The organism is Komagataeibacter rhaeticus (assembly GCF_011611525.1).
Lineage (GTDB): Bacteria > Pseudomonadota > Alphaproteobacteria > Acetobacterales > Acetobacteraceae > Komagataeibacter > Komagataeibacter rhaeticus.
Genome location: NZ_CP050139.1, coordinates 1542825 through 1559391 on the forward strand (window position 1 = coordinate 1542825; position 16567 = coordinate 1559391).

The 16567-nt window shown below is 63.3% G+C and carries 12 protein-coding genes; 3 read left to right on the top strand and 9 right to left on the bottom strand.

Going from position 1 to position 16567, the window contains the following annotated elements:
- Positions 1-46 precede the first annotated feature (46 nt).
- On the bottom strand, positions 47-1804 hold the full coding sequence (locus tag GWK63_RS06945; protein WP_007398314.1) for an alpha-glucosidase: 1758 nt from the start codon (positions 1802-1804) through the stop codon (positions 47-49).
- Positions 1805-1834: 30 nt separating this feature from the next.
- Complete coding sequence (locus GWK63_RS06950) at positions 1835-2449, bottom strand: nucleoside 2-deoxyribosyltransferase (RefSeq protein ID WP_007398315.1); 615 nt, start codon at positions 2447-2449, stop codon at positions 1835-1837.
- Positions 2450-2591: 142 nt separating this feature from the next.
- Between GWK63_RS06950 and GWK63_RS06955 the strand changes: the two genes are divergently transcribed.
- Positions 2592-3521 (top strand): nucleoside hydrolase, encoded by a 930-nt coding sequence (locus GWK63_RS06955; RefSeq protein ID WP_007398316.1) that lies wholly within the window; start codon positions 2592-2594, stop codon positions 3519-3521.
- A 43-nt stretch (positions 3522-3564) separates the two neighbouring features.
- Here the strand turns inward: GWK63_RS06955 and hydA are convergent, their stop codons facing one another.
- Positions 3565-4962: a dihydropyrimidinase gene (hydA, locus tag GWK63_RS06960; RefSeq protein WP_007398317.1), complete on the bottom strand. Its 1398-nt coding sequence runs from the start codon at positions 4960-4962 to the stop codon at positions 3565-3567.
- Positions 4963-5095: 133 nt separating this feature from the next.
- Here hydA and GWK63_RS06965 point away from each other — a divergent pair, with 133 nt between their 5' ends.
- Positions 5096-6598, top strand: a complete 1503-nt coding sequence (locus GWK63_RS06965) for an NCS1 family nucleobase:cation symporter-1 (protein ID WP_050800660.1) — start codon at positions 5096-5098, stop codon at positions 6596-6598.
- 31 nt (positions 6599-6629) lie between these two features.
- Here GWK63_RS06965 and GWK63_RS06970 read toward each other — a convergent pair whose 3' ends face one another.
- Together GWK63_RS06970 and GWK63_RS06975 are read right to left on the bottom strand one after the other, a co-directional pair.
- The gene (locus GWK63_RS06970; protein ID WP_007398319.1) at positions 6630-7853 is read right to left on the bottom strand and encodes an MFS transporter; all 1224 of its coding nucleotides are present in this window, start codon (positions 7851-7853) and stop codon (positions 6630-6632) included.
- A gap of 102 nt (positions 7854-7955) precedes the next feature.
- Positions 7956-8933: a nucleoside hydrolase gene (locus GWK63_RS06975; protein WP_166498189.1), complete on the bottom strand. Its 978-nt coding sequence runs from the start codon at positions 8931-8933 to the stop codon at positions 7956-7958.
- 552 nt (positions 8934-9485) lie between these two features.
- Between GWK63_RS06975 and GWK63_RS06980 the strand changes: the two genes are divergently transcribed.
- Complete coding sequence (locus GWK63_RS06980) at positions 9486-11837, top strand: TonB-dependent receptor (protein WP_034927742.1); 2352 nt, start codon at positions 9486-9488, stop codon at positions 11835-11837.
- A 549-nt stretch (positions 11838-12386) separates the two neighbouring features.
- On the opposite strand, the gene GWK63_RS06985 is transcribed toward GWK63_RS06980, so the two are convergent.
- The 4 genes from GWK63_RS06985 to GWK63_RS07000 form a co-directional block, all read right to left on the bottom strand.
- Positions 12387-13634 (bottom strand): NupC/NupG family nucleoside CNT transporter, encoded by a 1248-nt coding sequence (locus tag GWK63_RS06985; protein ID WP_007398326.1) that lies wholly within the window; start codon positions 13632-13634, stop codon positions 12387-12389.
- Between the two features lie 34 nt (positions 13635-13668).
- Positions 13669-14586 (bottom strand): pseudouridine-5'-phosphate glycosidase, encoded by a 918-nt coding sequence (locus GWK63_RS06990; RefSeq protein ID WP_039998848.1) that lies wholly within the window; start codon positions 14584-14586, stop codon positions 13669-13671.
- Positions 14587-14588: 2 nt separating this feature from the next.
- Positions 14589-15728 (bottom strand): carbohydrate kinase, encoded by a 1140-nt coding sequence (locus tag GWK63_RS06995; RefSeq protein WP_007398328.1) that lies wholly within the window; start codon positions 15726-15728, stop codon positions 14589-14591.
- A 133-nt stretch (positions 15729-15861) separates the two neighbouring features.
- Positions 15862-16545 carry a TetR/AcrR family transcriptional regulator gene (locus tag GWK63_RS07000; protein WP_007398329.1) on the bottom strand — a complete coding sequence of 228 codons (684 nt, stop codon included), beginning with the start codon at positions 16543-16545 and terminating at the stop codon, positions 15862-15864.
- Between the last annotated feature and the right edge of the window lie 22 nt (positions 16546-16567).

The following is a 16567-nucleotide window of genomic DNA, read 5'->3' on the forward strand; positions in this document are numbered from 1 at the left end:
GAGCACGCTCAACGCCCGCCCCACCGCCGGGTTGCATGCCACCGGGTCAGGACGGGACAAGCTGGTAGATCACACTCTCCCACGGTCGCAGCGCCAGACTGCCGCCCGCCAGTGCGGCAGGGGGCGTCATGTTGCCCATCAGGCACGGACCCGCGCGCAGGTGGCCGGGCAGGGTGAACGGGGCCGCGATATCGGAAAAATTCAGGATGACCACAACGGCCTTCCCGCCTTCGCGGCGGGTATAGGCGTAGACCTGGCTGCCCGTTACGGAAATGTCCTCATACTGCCCGCCGGACAGGCAGGGCCATGCCCGGCGCAGGCGGATCATGGCCCGGTAGAAGGACAGGACGGAATCCGGGTCTGCACTTTCCGCGCGGACATTGACCTGCCGGTAGTTCGGGTTGACCGCGAACCATGGCCTGCGCGCGGTGGTAAAGCCCGCATGCGGCGTATCATCCCACTGCATGGGGGTGCGGGCGTTGTCGCGGCTGACCTGGGCCAGGTTGCTCAGGTATTGTGCCGCAGGAACACGGCCCGACAGCACTTCGTTACGCCAGCCGTTATGGGCCTGCACGTCGTCGTACTGCTCGATCCGTTCAAAGGGGAAATTGGTCATGCCGATTTCCTGGCCCTGATAGATATAGGGCGTGCCCCTGAGCGAAAGCATCATCATGCCCAGCAGCTTGGCCGAGCGCGCGCCATATTCCGGCCGGGCGGAGCCGTAACGCGAGGCGGCGCGGGGGAAGTCATGGTCCTCCAGATAGACCAGCGGCCAGACATGCGGGTTGTCATTGAAGGCATTGTCGGCATTGAAGGCACGCATGTCCTCCAGCCTGCATGGCAGCTTGCGCCAGTCATCGGCATCCTTCAGCTGCAGGTCGAAGCGGAAGGCGGATGTGATCTCGCCCCGCCGGTCATCGGTCATCCTGATGATGGCGTCATGCGTGGCCCCCCATGCTTCCCCCACGGTGTAGAGGTCGGTTCCGGCAAAGACATGGGTGTGCATCTCGTGCAGATAGGCATCGAGCCCTGGCCCGACCTCGGCAAAGGACGCCTGGCCCGGATGCTGGCCGGGTATGAAGTCCTTCATGACGCGGGGCTTGGCAAGGCTTGTGATCGCATCGAAGCGGAAGCCGCTGACCCCCTTCTGCGCCCAGAAGCGCAGGATGTCGTACAGTGCCGCGCGGACCTTGGGGTTTTCCCAGTTCAGGTCAGGCTGTTTGCTGACAAAGGTGTGCAGGTAATACTGGCCCGTCGTGGCATCCAGCTGCCATGCCGACCCGGCACCGAACGCGGCCTTCCAGTTGGTGGGCGGCCCGCCGTCATGGCCGTCGCGCCATATGTAGTAGTCACGATAGGGGTTGGTGCGGGAACTGCGGCTGTGGACAAACCATTCATGCTCGTCACTGGTATGGTTGAACACCATGTCCAGAATGACGTGGATGCCGCGTGCCTTGGCCCGCGCCATGAACCGCTCGAAATCCGCCATGGTGCCAAAATCGGGCATGATCTTGCGGTAGTCGCGCACGTCATACCCGTTATCGGCATTGGGGGAGTCAAAGCACGCGGCAATCCATACCGCGCCAATGCCCAGATCGGCCAGGTAGTCCACCCGTTCGGCCATGCCCACGAAATCCCCGATCCCGTCGCCATTGCCATCCTGAAAGGAGCGGGGATAGATCTCGTACGCCACCACATCCTTCCACCACGCCACCCCGGCCGCGCGCGCGCGGGCCAGGCCGGTGGGGGCAAGGAAAAGCCCGGTGCCAAGCAGTCTGGTCAGGTCCCGTCGGGAAAGATCCATGTCAGTCCGTTCCTTGATGCAGCCCCGGCATCATGCCCGCAGGCGTGAGGCCAGGTTGGTGATGGCAAGGCCAAAGGCGGTCAGCAGGTCCGCATCCACGGCAATCTCGCCACCGGAAAGCCGGATGAAGCCCTCGGTCATGGCGTTCTGCACCATGCCTTCGGAATGGACGATCAGGCCATCGGCATCTTCCGTCGTGCCGCTGCCACCATTGCCTTTTCTTTCACGCAATGAATCCCCCCATGCCGCGCGGCGGTATTGCGCCACTTTCTGCGGATAGGGGCGGCCATCGACCGTATAGCCCGCCAGCTTCTTGCCCTGGGCCGCCATGTAGCCGATCTCCACCGCAGTGCCGGGGTCCATGTCGGCCGCGCGGCGGAAGGGGTCGAGGCAGAAGACCCCCGCATCGCATCCATCCATCAGGTCACGGTCAAGGCGGGCGATCAGCAGGCTGGTCTGCGCGCCGGGGGCCAGGTCATCGACCTCGGCCTGCCCGTCAAACGGGCAGACACCTTCCAGACCGGCCCGGGCGCAGATGGCCTTCATGGTGCGGAACAGGTCCGCCGCGCCGGGGCGGAACACCGTATCGCCCGCAAGGTAGATGCGTGGCGCGCGCGGGAGGGATGGGGGGGGCTGGATGCTCATGGGGTTCCTTTCTTTTCGTTCTGAAACAACGGTAATCAATTCCGCCCCGGCTGTATCGCCTTTTGGGCGTGCGGGTGGTCTAATCCGGCGCCGCGCCGGCCGACCGGAAGGCGGCCTGCGATTTTTCTCCAGTGGAGCATGCATGAAGATCATTATCGACACCGATCCCGGGCAGGACGATGCCCTGACCATCCTGCTGGCGCTGGCCAGCCCGGAGATCGAACTGCTGGGCGTGACCACGGTCGCGGGCAATGTATCGGTGGAGCAGACCACCGAAAACGCGCTCAAGACGCTCGACCTTGTGGGGCGCGCGGACATACCCGTCCATGCCGGGGCCGACCGCCCGCTGCTGCGTCCGGGTGTGAACGCGACCCATGTGCACGGCCGCACGGGGTTTGAAGGGGTTGACCTGCCGCCACCCAGCCGTGCCGCCACACCGGGGCATGCGGTTGACTTCATTATCCGTACGGTCATGGAAAACCCGCCCGGTGCCATCACGCTGTGCACCATCGGGCCGCTGACCAACATCGCCCTGGCCCTGGCGCGTGAACCGGCGCTGCGCACGCGCATCGGCCAGATCGTGATGATGGGCTGCGCGTTTTCCGAAGTGGGCAACATAACACCCACGGGTGAGTTCAATATCTATGTTGACCCCCATGCGGCTGAAATGGTGTTCCGTTCCGGCATAAAGCTGGTCGTGTTCCCGCTTGATGTGACCCATCAGCTGCATACCAGCGCCGCGCGCCTTGCGCGGATCGAGCGTATTCCAAACCGGATCGGCCCGATTGTCGCGGCGTGGCTGCGGTTTGAAAAACGCTTCGAGGCCACGAAATACGGCACCGACGGTGGCCCGCTGCATGACCCCAACACCGTGATCTGGCTGCTTCGGCCCGACCTGTACCGCGGGCGTGAGGTCAATGTGGAAATCGAGACCGCAAGCCCACTGACCATGGGCATGAGCGTGGTTGACTGGTGGGGGATCAGCGGGAAGGAAAAGAACGCGCTTTTCATGCGCGAAGTGGACGGGGAGGGTGTGTACGATCTGGTGGTCGAGCGCCTGTCCCGCCTGTAACCATTGGTCCGGGGGCACAGGGACGTGCCCCCGGCATGTCGTGTTACACGGCCTTGTGGCCACGGGGCAGGGGCGCGCGTGCGATATACTGGCCCGCGCCGCGTGTTACCCGCAGGTCACCATCATCCCACACCACGCGGCCCGCGCTGATCGTGCGGCGGGCAACGCCGGTCACGGTCATGCCCTCGTAGATGTTGTAATCCACGTTCTGGTGATGGGTGGCGGCGGAAATGGTGCGGGTGCCGGTGGCATCCCACAGTACCAGGTCGGCATCCGCCCCTTCGGCTATGCAGCCCTTGCGGGGGTGCATGTTGAAGATGCGCGCGGTGTTGGTGGACGTGATGGCCACGAATTCCTGCGGCGACAGGCGGCCGGACACCACGCCATGGTGCCACAGGATGCTCATCCGGTCCTCGATCCCCGGCGTGCCGTTGGGGATGTGGGTGAAATTGGTGCGGCCATTTTCCTTCTGTCCCGCGCAGAAGCAGCAGTGGTCGGTGGCCGTGGTCTGCAACTGGCCCGAAGTCAGGCCCGCCCACAGCGCATGCTGGTGGTGCTTGGGGCGGAAGGGCGGGCTCATGACAAAGCGCGCGGCCGTCAGCCAGTCGGGGTTGGTGTACACACTTTCGTCAAAGACCAGGTGCTGGGGCAGTACCTCGCCATACACGCGCTGGCCGCGCATGCGGGCCTCGGCAATGGCGTGGGCGGCTTCCTGTGTCGAGACATGGACGATATAGACCGGCGCATCCAGCAGCCCGGCCAGGGCAATCACGCGCTGGGCGGCTTCGCCTTCCACCGTGGGCGGGCGCGAGCGCGGGTGGGCATCCGGCCCGGTCTGCCCTTCCGCCAGCAGCTTTGCCTGCAGATAGGCCACCGCGTCACCATTTTCCGCATGGACGGTGCACAGCGCGCCCAGTTCGCCCGCCCGGCGGATGGAGTGCAGCAGCACATCGTCATCCACCATCAGGGCGTTCTTGTAGGCCATGAAGTGCTTGAAGGAATTGACCCCGCATTCATTGACCAGTGTTTCCATGTCCCTGGGCACCTGGTCATCCCAGTGGGTGACGGCTACGTGGAAGGCGTAGTCGGCCGCCGCCTTTTCCGCCTTGCCGCGCCATTCCTTCCACGCTTCCAGCAGGGAGCCGCCCACTTCGGGGATGACGAAATCGATGATCGAGGTCGTCCCCCCCGCAAGGCCGGCCGCCGTTCCGGTAAAGAAATCATCGCTGGCGACCGAGCCCATGAAGGGCATTTCCAGATGGGTGTGCGGGTCGATGCCGCCGGGCATGACCAGCAGGCCATCGGCCTCCACGACGTCACAGCCGGTGGGCGTGGCGATATCGGGGGCGATGGTGGCAATCTGCCCCTTGTCATCGCACAGGATATCGGCCTTGAATGTACGATCGGCCGTAACAATCGTGCCGCCTTTTACATGAAGCATGACCGTACCTTATCTCCTGTTGGGTGGCGCGCGTTCAGAACGGGCTTGTCATTCCATATCGGGACCGTATTGTTATTCTGACTTGATGGTCAAGATTATATCTTCGCTGGAACGGATTAAAAAGGGAAACGCCATGCAAGGCCGTACGGACCACATGGACAGCCATCTGGTGAACGAGGATCTGGCCCCCGTACGCGCGCGGAGCTGGAAGTGGTTTGACTACGTCTCCCTATGGATGTCCAACGTGCACAGCATCGGGGGCTATATTACGGCGGGCAGCCTGTTCGCCATGGGGCTGCCGGCGGGGGATGTGTTCATTGCGCTGGTGGCGGGGATTGTCGTCATACAGGTGATCTGCAACCTGGTGGCGCAGCCCAGCTTCCATTCCGGCGCGCCCTATCCGGTCATGGCGCGCATGGCCTTTGGCGTACGTGGCGCGGTCATTCCGGGCCTTGTGCGTGGCATCATTGCCGTGGGCTGGTACGGTATCCAGACTTGGCTTGCCTCCAACGCGGTGCTGGTCCTGCTTTTGCGGCAGTGGCCGGACCTGGGCCCCTGGGCGGATGTGCGCCTGCATGGCCTGCTGGGGCTGTCCACGCTGGGGTGGGGGTGCTTCCTGTTCCTGTGGGGGTTGCAGGGGGCGGTGTTCTGGCGCGGGATGGAGACGATCCGGCGGTTCATCGACTGGGCCGGTCCCGTGATCTATGTGGTCATGATCGGGCTGGATGGCTGGCTGCTGTGGCGGGCAGGGGGGCATGTCTCGCTGGACGTGCTGGGTGTCGTGCCACAGGGCATGGGCGCGCGCATGCTGGGCATCATCAACGCAACCGCGCTGATCGTGGCCTATTTTTCACCCATTGCCCTGAATTTTGGTGATTTTTCGCGTTACGGCATCAGCATGGCCGATATCCGGCGCGGCAATTTCTGGGGGCTGCCGGTCAACTTCATCGGGTTTTCGGTGCTGACCCTGCTGACAATCGTGCTGACCCGTCCCGTCTTTGGCCGCCTGATGGTGGACCCGGTGGAAGTGGTCAGCCAGATTGACAGCCCGACGGCGGTGGCGCTGGGGGTGCTGACGTTTGTCACGGCCACGGCGGGTGTCAATATCGTGGCCAATTTCGTTTCGGCGGCGTTTGATTTCTCCAACATGGCACCGCATGCCATAAACTGGCGCAGGGGGGGGCTGATCGCGGCCGTGGGTGCTATCGTGGTCACACCATGGAACCTGTATGCCCGGCCCGATGTGATTCACCTGACACTGGACATACTGGGCACGTTCATCGGCCCGCTGACCGGCGTGCTGCTGGCGGATTACTACATCATGCGCAAGGGGCGGATGGACATGGGCGCGCTGTACACGGCGGACCCGCAGGCCCCTTACTGGTATCGTGGCGGGATCAATGTCGTGGCCATGGGGGCGCTGCTGTTTTCCGTGCTGTGCGGGCTGGCGCTGGTCTTCGCGCCGCTTTTCGCACCCGTACGCAACCTTTCGTGGTTTGTCGGTTTTTCCTGTGCCATTGGCAGCTACGTCGTGATGGCGCGGCTGGCGGCCGGGGGCGGGCAGGTGGCGGCATCCGGAAGCCGGGGCCATTCGGCCTTTCCCGCCGCGCCCCGCTCTCCGGGCAGCGATGACTGAATACGCGGCGCGGTATCGCCGGGCATGACCTTTATGGGGCCTGCCTTTTTCCCAATCTTTCGGTCAGGCAGGCCACCAGCGCCAGGGTGGGCAGGAAGATGCCCAGTGCGCAGGCCCGGTTCCAGCCCCCTGCGGCATAGGCCCAGCCCCCCATGGCCGAACCGATGGCCCCACCCAGAAAGAAGATTGCCATATAAAGCGCATTGAGCCGTGCCCGGTACGCGGCGGACAGGGAAAAGATGACCCGCTGCCCCAGCACCAGGTTGGTTGTCACGCCAAAATCGATCACGATGCCCTCCAGACCCAGCGCGATGACGAAAAACCGGGGTGCCACGAACCATGTCAGCGTAAAGGCCAGCGCGGTAAGTGCCATCGCGGCCAGTGTGGCACTCCAGATCCATCCCCGGTCGGCCACGCGCCCCGCCAGGGGGGCGGCTACCGCGCCGGCCACGCCCACCAGCGCGAACACGGCGATCTCCCCCTGCGACAGACCGAACCGCGGGCCGGACAGCAGCAGCGGGGTTACCGTCCAGAACAGGCTGAATGTCGCAAACATGCAGGCATGGTAGAAGGCGCGGCGCTGCAGGGGGCGCGTGGTGGCGAACAGGTGCGCCATGGAGGCCAGAAGCTGGCCATAGCCCTGCGTGCCGGTGCCCTGGTGCCGGGGCAGCACCTGGTTGAGCACGCGGGCCAGCACCAGCATGCTCAGGGCGGACAGCGCAAAGATCGCCCGCCACGAGGCGACCTGCGCAACAAGGCTGGCCACCGGGCGCGCCAGCATGATTCCCAGCATGAGGCCACTCATGACGGTGCCCACAACGCGCCCGCGTATGGCCGGCGGTGTCAGGTGGGTCACGAATGTCACCAGTACCTGCACCGCAACGGACAGCAGCCCCACAAGCCACATCCCGGCCAGGAAAGGGGCCGGGCGGGTTGAAAGGGCGACACCCAGCAGGGCCACGGCCACCAGTCGTGTCATCCAGACCACAAGGCCGCGGTTTTCCAGCAGGTCGCCCAGCGGCACGATCAGCAGCAGGCCCAGGCAGTAGCCCGTCTGGGTAACGGTTACGATAATCCCCGCCCATCGCGGCGCAAGGCCCAGCGAGGCCCCGATCGGCCCGGTCAGTGGCTGGGCGTAATAGAGATTTGCCACGATCAGTCCGCATGCGGCGGCAAAGACCATGATCAGGCCATGCCCGATGACCGTGCCGGACTGTGGGGGATGGGGGGCCGCGTCACCTGTGGGGGTGTTCATGGCGTGCGGGCCATCATGGTCGTCATCCTTGAATGAAGTTCATATGCCTGTCGGGGGGCAGCATGGCAGGCGGGCATGGCCCGGCCTGCCTGCCCGCCCCGGTCAGGGCAATGTGGCAAGCCGGGTGGCCAGAAGGCTGTAGAAGGCATCGGAATCGACTTCACGCACGAAAAGGGCGTTCGGCTTCCTGTCCGTGACCTTCCACCAGTCAACCACCGTCATGCCGACCGAAAGTCTGCCTTCGGTCTCGATCCCGACATTCACATGCCGCCCGCCAAAGAGTTCCGGCGCCACCAGCCAGGCAATCGTGCAGGGATCGTGCAGGGGGGCGCCTTTCCAGCCATATTTGTGCAGGTCGAACCGCTCGGAATAGGACAGCATGTCGGCCGCCGCGACGGAGCAGCGGTTCGCATTCGCCCGCAATGCCGCCAGCCGTTCCGGCGTGCCAAGGCATTTATGGGTGACATCAAGCGGCAGGACCACAAGCGGGATGCCGGCGCTGAACACGATGTCGGCCGCCTGCGGGTCGGCATAGATGTTGAATTCCGCCGCCGGGGTGATGTTACCCAGTTCCGACCACGCGCCGCCCATCAGCACGACCTCGCGGATGCGCCCGGCAATATCGGGGGCAAGCGTCAGCGCCATGGCAAGGTCCGTAAGCGGACCCAGCATGACCAGCGTCAGTTCCTGCGGCTGCGCGCGCCGTATGGCATCGACCAGGTAGGTTACGCCATCGTGTTCCTGCACCGCCATGGCGGGGGGGACGGACAGGTCGATTCCGTCAAGCCCGGTTGGCCCGTGCACATGCTCGGCCGTGGTCTGGACGGGGCGCAGTGGCCGCGCGGCGCCGGCAAAGACGGGTATGTCGGTGCGTCCCGCCATTTCCAGCACGCGGCACGCATTTTCCAGCGTGCGTTCACGCGGGACATTGCCCGCCACGGCGACAATGGCCTGTACCGTGATTTCGGGGGAGGCAAGGGCCAGGAAGATCGCGACGGCATCGTCCTGTCCGGGGTCTGTATCTATGATGATCCTGCGTTTCAAGAATGACAGCTTTCCTGGTTCCGGCCTGTTGGCCATCGGTTGGTTACGGGGCATGCCGTATGGCCCGCATCTTGTTCGAACATGCAATATTATGGCAATGCCCCGTTCAGGGCATGACGTTACATATGGGATAATTTTGCCACGATCGGCAATGAATTCACCCGCCGTGCGGGTGGGGATGCCGGCCCTGCGGCGGGTATGGCGCGGGGCGTCCGCCGGTAACGCAAGGGGCATGTCGGGGCGCAGGCCGGGGCGCCTGCAAGCATGGGATATGTATAAATAATTGATTTAAATGGAATAATATTGAAATTCAGGCGTCATTTCCCGTGTCATGACTGTATCGTGCGCAGCCTGACGCCTGCTGGCCGGGTGCAATGTGTCATTTATGCAACGTTTTTTAAAACCTGATCAGATGGTTAGAATCTTGTTGCGAGCCAGAAAAGATTTATACTACCATAATCTTATTGAATACGTGCAGTGAAGCACGAAGCGGGACGGAATAGAATAAAGACAATAAAGGCCTTATGCATACTTTGAATAAAAGTATGTGGTTTTTATTTTTATGTCCGTGGCGGAAGGTGAAAATAAATGGCTCAAATCTATTTGCGATCTCTGGTCAGTGCCATCGCAATTTCAACAGTTTTCTCGAGTTACGCTTCCAGTGCCCAGACCGTCCAGAACACGACGGGGCGCAAGGCGCCTGTCCGGCACGCGGGCACGGCATCCACACCGCGCGCCCATGCGGCCCCCACCCACCAGATGGCGTCCAGCCAGCCCGAAACGCTTGCGGTACATGTGTCTCGCCATGCCCGTGATGGCGGCGGCGGCATGATGCGCGTTGAAACCGAACCCCATGCGGTGCAGAGCGTGGGCAAGCAGTATATCGAAATGCGCAGCCCCGCCTCCACCGGGCTGGACCTGATCCAGAACCTGCCCAGCGTCAGCATCGCCCTGCCCGATCCGGGCGGCTTCAAGGGCGGGTCCATCTTCATCCGTGGGCTGACGGATGCGGATATGGGGCTGATGCTGGACGGCGCGCCGGCCTCGCTTGCTTCCTACCTTCAGCAGAACGTTGATTCCGAGAATATCGAGAGCGTCAACGTCATGCCCGGCAGCTCGCAGGTTGACATGCCAACCGCGAACGCCGCCGCGGGCACGCTTGACGAACGCACGATCACACCCAGCGAAAAGCGTGGCGGCAGCGTCGACTTTTCCTATGGCACCAACAACTTCTCGCGTGAGTTCATTCGCCTGCAGTCCGGTTATATCGGTCATTCGGGCGTGCGGGCCTATGTGTCGTTCTCCAACGCGCATTCGCGGCAGTGGATGGGCGGCGGCATCAACGAGCGCAAGCACGTCGATTTCGGCCTGCAGAAGGATTTCGACAACGGCTCCTTCATCAAGCTGTTCACGTCGTGGCATAACTCGATGTTCACCATCGACAACTATGCAACGGCCGCCGAATTCTACAACTACAAGCATACGGGCGAAGGCTTCGACCGGTCCAACAGCCAGGCCGCCGGCGCCAATTACTGGAAGGGGAACCTGGATTCCTGGAACCAGTTCTTCGTCAGCGCGCCCGTCCATGTGGTGGTCAACAAGAAGCTTGATTTCGACCTGACACCATATCTGAGCACGGGCTTCGGCTGGGATGGCTCCTCCGCCGGTACCGTGGGCGCGACATCGGCGTGCAGCAGCGGCTGTTACTATAACAACGGCACGCAGGCAGCCAGCAACCAGCTGCTGAGCACCTATTACGCACAGGGCTGGTCGCCCGATGTGGGTGTTGTGGCCAAGGTCAACTACAAGATCGACCGCCATAACCGCTTCACCTTCGGTTACTGGTATGAAAACAACTCCGTGTCCGAGTTCTCTCCCACCATGGCGACCATGGCTTCGGGCCGTAACCCCAAGACCGACAATTCGGCTGCCATGCTGTACAACGTGGACGGGCAGAAGCTGGTCAGCACCGTACATTCCGGCTACGAGCTGAACTCCTTCTTCCTGCAGGACAGCGCCAAGTACCTGAACGACAAGCTGACGGTCAACGCGGGCTTCAAGTTCGTCATGTCCAACTACTGGGACCGGGCCAGTGGCCTGCTGGCCGGCTCCGGCTCGCGTCTGGGTGAGAACACGACAGCACCCCTGCCGCATCTGGCCATTGCCTACCGCTTCAACTCGCATCACCAGATCTATGTGAATGCGGAAGGCGATTTCCGTCAGCCTTCGCCCTCCGCCCTGCCGGTTGGCGTGACCACGCTGCCCAAGAACCAGTATTCCATTACCGAACAGCTTGGCTACCGCTTCAACAACAAGTGGCTGATTGCCGATATCTCGCTGTTCAATTCCAGCATCACCAACCGCCTGCTGTCGGTGTACATGCCGTCCACGCAGTATGAGACCATCAACGCCGGTAACGAGACGATCCGTGGCTTTGACGCCATGATCGCGGGCCGTTCGTTCCATCATTTCAGCCCCTATGCATCGGTTGAATACCTGTATGGCCGGATGGATTCCAACATCGCGTATGGGGACTCCTACCTGCCGACCAAGGGCAAGCAGGCCATCAACACGCCGCGTGTCATGGCGAACTTTGGCCTGACCTATGCCAACCAGGGCTTTTTCGGCAACTTCAGCCTGCATTATACCGGCCCGCAATCCGTTACCATGGTGGGTGACGAACGCATGCCGGGCTTCGTGACCGACACGCTGGCGGTTGGCTATCACTTCCGGCCGCTGTCCTTTGCCAAGACGCCGACCATCCGCCTGAACTTCTCCAACCTGACCGGTTCCATCGTGCGTGTCGGCACGACGGGTGTTGCCAACAACATGAACGCGGTCACACTGCTGAATGGCCAGACCGTTGCGGGTGGCGCGGGTGCTTCCTTCTACGTCCTGCCCCGCTTCTCCATGACGGGCACGATTTCCACCGACTTCTGATAACGGGTATTCCCCATCGGGACAGTACTGGTGCTGCACGGCAATGGCCGTGCAGCACTTTCTGTTTGTACAGGTCAGGATGGATACGCGCCGGGATGCGGCATGGACCGGCGCGGGATCGATCCGGGCCTGCTGCCCGGCAGCAGGGATGCCTGCCCATGCATCCGCCCGCCCTGTCGCGCGGGTCGTGACACTGCATGAACCCGTGCAGGGGCCGGTATGTGCCCAAGGGCGGTGCGCGGGAGTCCCGGGGCCTGTTTCTGGTGGCTGTCAGGAACATCCGGTCCAAGACCTTCCCTGTTCAGCAAGCAGCCCATCGGGGCGCAGGCCGCAACGGCGGCCCATGGCCGCGCCGGGCAGGGCACATGCCTGGCCGTATCGGCGCCAGCGCGCTGGCCAGCCTATAGTCTGAAAACGGCGTCCAGGCATGGACGGAAGCTTCCGGGTGCCGCCTTCATTGCTGGAAGGGGGGCAGGGCCGGGCGCATTCCGAACGCGCCGGGCCAGAGGCGTGGTGGCCTTTGCCGGAAGCCCTTGTTCAGGCTGCCTGTCAGGATATGAAGATGCCCGCGATCGCGGCGCTGGTCATGTTGGACAGGCTGCCTGCCAGTACGGCCTGCCAGCCCAGGGCAGCCACGTCCTTGCGCCGCTCGGGACACTGGCTGCCAAAGGAGCCGATCAGCACCCCGATGGAGGACAGGTTGGCAAAACCGCATAGCGCGAAGGAGGCAACGGCAAGCGTCTGGCGCGGAAGGGTGGCCTGGGTCAGATAGGGAGTAAGGTCCCCATAGGCGACAAATTCGTTTATTGCGATCTTGGTACCGATGATGCCCGCCACGACACGGCACTGGTCCCACGGGACCCCCAGCAGCCATATGAGCGGCCGGAGCAGGAAACCCAGAAAGCCACTGATGGACAGGCCGGGATAACCCAGGCCGGCCCCCGCCAGGCCCAGCAGTGCATTGAGCAGGGCAATCGTGCTGATGAAGGCGATCAGCATGGTACAGACGGCCACCGCCACCCGCATGCCGTTGGTGGCCCCCACCGCCAGTGCGTCAAACACGTTGGCCGACCGCATTTCGGCGGTGCTGGTGGGATGCGGGGTGTCATCGGCCGGGCCGGGGCGGGCCGGCACCAGTATCTTTGCAAACAGCAGCCCGCCGGGCATGGCCATGAAGGAGGCGGCAAGCAGGTATTCCATTGGCACGCCCAGTCCGGAATAGGCCGCCAGCATCGACATGGAAATGGAGGCCGTGCCGCTGGACATGACCGACAGCAGTTCGCTGCGGCTCAGGCGCGCAAGATAGGGGTGGATGGCAATCGGTACTTCGGTCTGCCCCAGGAACATGGCGGTCGCGGCGGAAAAGGCCTCGATGGTGCTCACACCCGTAAGCCGCGCCAGCACCATGCCAATGCCACGGGCCAGGACCTGCATGATATTGTAGTGGTAGAGCACGGCGATGAGCGCGCTTAGATAGATGATCTGCGGCAGGACGTTGATGGCGAATATGAAGCTCCAGCCCGGTATGCTTCTGGCCAGGTCGGGATTGGCCAGCCCGCCAAAGACAAAGGCAATCCCGGCATGGCCGAAGTCGATGACCCAGGCAATGCCCTGCGCGATGGATTCCAGCGCCCTGCGGCCCGCCGGAATGCCCAGCATGACCAGTCCCGCCGCGATCTGGCAGGCCAGGGCGGATGCAATGACGCGGGGGCGGATTGCCCGTCTGTCCGTCGAGCAGGCAAGGGCAACAAGTAACAGGACCAGTATGCCCGCGAAGGGCCGTAAATGAAATGTCATGCTGCCCTCTGCCCGACAGGAAAAAAGACCCGGCTTATGCCTTTGCCCCAAGCGCAAGGGCAATATGCGTGGCCAGGCGGGCGTTGTTGAGCACGAGCGCGATGTTGGTCTCCAGGCTGCGGCCTGCGGTCAGTTCCAGCATGCGTGACAGCAGGTAGGGCGTAACGGCCTTGCCGGTAATGCCGTCCCGGCGGGCTTCTTCGACGGCCTGCGTGATGAAGGCTTCCATTTCGGCACGCGGAATTTCGCTGGCCGCGGGCACGGGGTTCGCCACCACCACGCCGCCGTCCAGCCCCAGTGTCGCGCGCATGGAGATCATGCTGGCGATCTCTTTCGCGCTGTCGGCGCGCAGCGGTACCGGCAGGCCGCTGGAGCGGCTCCAGAAAGCGGGGAAATCACTGGTTTCGTAGCCCACCACCGGCACGCCCTGCGTTTCCAGGAATTCCAGCGTGCGCGGCAGGTCCAGCAGGGCCTTGGCACCCGCGCACACCACGGCAACCGGGGTGCGGGCGAACTCTGTCAGGTCGGCGGAGATGTCCATCGTCTCCTCCACGCCCCGATGCACGCCGCCGATGCCGCCGGTGGCAAAAACCCCGATACCGGCCAGGTGCGCGCAGATCATGGTGGCGGCAACGGTGGTCGACCCATGCCGCCCCGCCGAAAGCGCATAGGCCAGATCGGCCCGGCTGACCTTCATCACGTCCTTTGCCGTGCCCAGCCATTCCAGCGTGCTGTCATCCAGGCCTACGTGAATCTTGCCCGAAATGATGGCGATGGTGGCCGGCACCCCGCCTTCGGCGCGGACCAGGTTTTCCACTTCCCGCGCGGTGCTGACGTTCTGTGGCCAGGGCATGCCGTGGGTGATGATGGTGGATTCAAGGGCCACCACGGCTTTGCCGCAGGCCAAGGCATCGCGCACTTCAGCGGACAGGACGAGGGGAAGGGCATTCATGTTCATAGGGCTGTTTCCTTGGCCTGGCTGTCTGTGCCGGCATGGGTTTTCATGAAGGTACTGATCTGCTCGTGGCTGATGCCGGGGCATACGCTTTCGCGGCATCCAACTGTCAGGGCGGCGGCGGCCAGTCCCTGGCGGCAGGCGCGCACGGTGTCCGTGTTTTCACTCAGTGCGGACAGGGTGGCGGCCACAAGGGCATCCCCCGCGCCGGTCACGTCCACCACATTGGTCCGGTAGGCGGGCAGGGCGCGCACGCCGCTGGCATCCGCCACCGTCAGGCCCCGCGCGCCTTCGGTCATGATCACGGTTTCCACCCCCTGCGCCACCAGCGCCATGGCGATGGCCGCGCTGGTGGTGGCGGTGCTTCCCTCCAGCAGGGTCAGGGCCTCATCGCGGTTGGTGAACAGTACGCGCACGCCGCCAAGCTGGCCGCGCAGCCGTTCCGCCTTCGGGACGGAAACCGTATCGACCGCAAGGCTGAACCCGGCCTCGCGTGTTTTCTGCGCCAGCCACGCCAGGACTTCGGCGGATACGTTGCAGTCCACGAACAGCCATCCCGCCGCGGCAATCAGCGGCCAGCTACGCTGGATGGTGTCGATGTCCAGCCGGTCGAACACGGCGGCATCAAATACCGCGATGCCCAGGTCGTGGCTGTCATCCAGTATGGCAATGTATTCCGCCGTGCTGGCATTGCCCGCGAACTGGATGCGTGAGGTGTTCACGCCGCAGTTCTTCATGTGATCGGCCAGGGCATGGCCGGGCAGGTCATCCCCGACAATGGTGATCAGCGTGGTTTCCTGTCCCAGGCGCGCCAGGTTCTCGCACACGTTGCGCGCCACGCCGCCAAAGCCGGTGTAGCCGGTTGCGGGGTTGGACGTGCCGGTAACAAGGGGGGAGGAAAGGCAGAATTTCCGGTCGATCGCAGCCCCCCCGATACAGACGATGGAGGCCCGCGTCGCGGCAACATAGGCACGTCCCAGCAGGTAACCCTTACGTGTCAGCTGGCCGATATAGGTGGCCAGCGTGGGGCGTGTCATGCCGCACCGTTCGGCCAGATCCTTCTGTGATGCGAACGGATTTTCCATGATGATGTCAAGGACGGTCCGCTCCTGCTCTGTCAGGGTGTGGCGAGGTGGCATTGCATGCTCCATGATTGAAGCTGGACCGTAACAAATGTTGAAACGACCCACAATAGTTTACGTGCCACCCTCGCAACGAAATATCCGGGGCCTGTCCCGCTAGGCCATGCGTCCTGACCTGCCGGTGGCGGGGCTATTTCGTGTCCCTGCCGGGCTGGGCGGCCGCGGGCGGCGTGGCCAGAAGCACGGAAGCCAGCTGCATGATGGTCTGGGTACCCGTGGCGTAGTCCCGGCCCGTCAGGTGGGGTTTGCCCAGCACGGCGGCCATCTGCACCTGTACATCGGCATAGGCCTGCGTCATGGCCCACAGGCAGAACAGGAAATGCACCGGATCGACCTGCGTGATCAGTCCGGCTTCATGCCAGGCCCTGAATACCTCGATACGCTGCTCGACATGCTTGCGCAGCGTATCGACCAGAAAGCCATGGACGTAGTGGCCGCCTGAAAGCAGTTCATGGGCGAACAGGCGCGAGGCTTCGGGGCGCTTGCGGGAGAATTCCATCTTGGATTCTATGAAGCCCCGCAGCCCTTCGCGCGGGGGGCGGTCGGCGGAAAGCCATTTGCTGGCATCGCCCAGCCAGTCATCCAGCAACTGCCGGAGTGTTGCGCGGTACAGGTCTTCCTTGGTGCGGAAGTAGTAGTGGATATTGGCCTTGGGCAGGTTGCTGGCCTCGGCAATGTCATTCATGCGCGTGCCCGACAGCCCGTGGGCTGCAAAGACCTTTTCCGCGGCATCAAGGATCTGCCGTGTATTGTTCTGTCTGGGGGCGCTGGTACGTTTCCTGCGGGTAGGTGCTGACGGGGGAAGTGGGGGCATGGGAGAGACGGGATCACCTTTC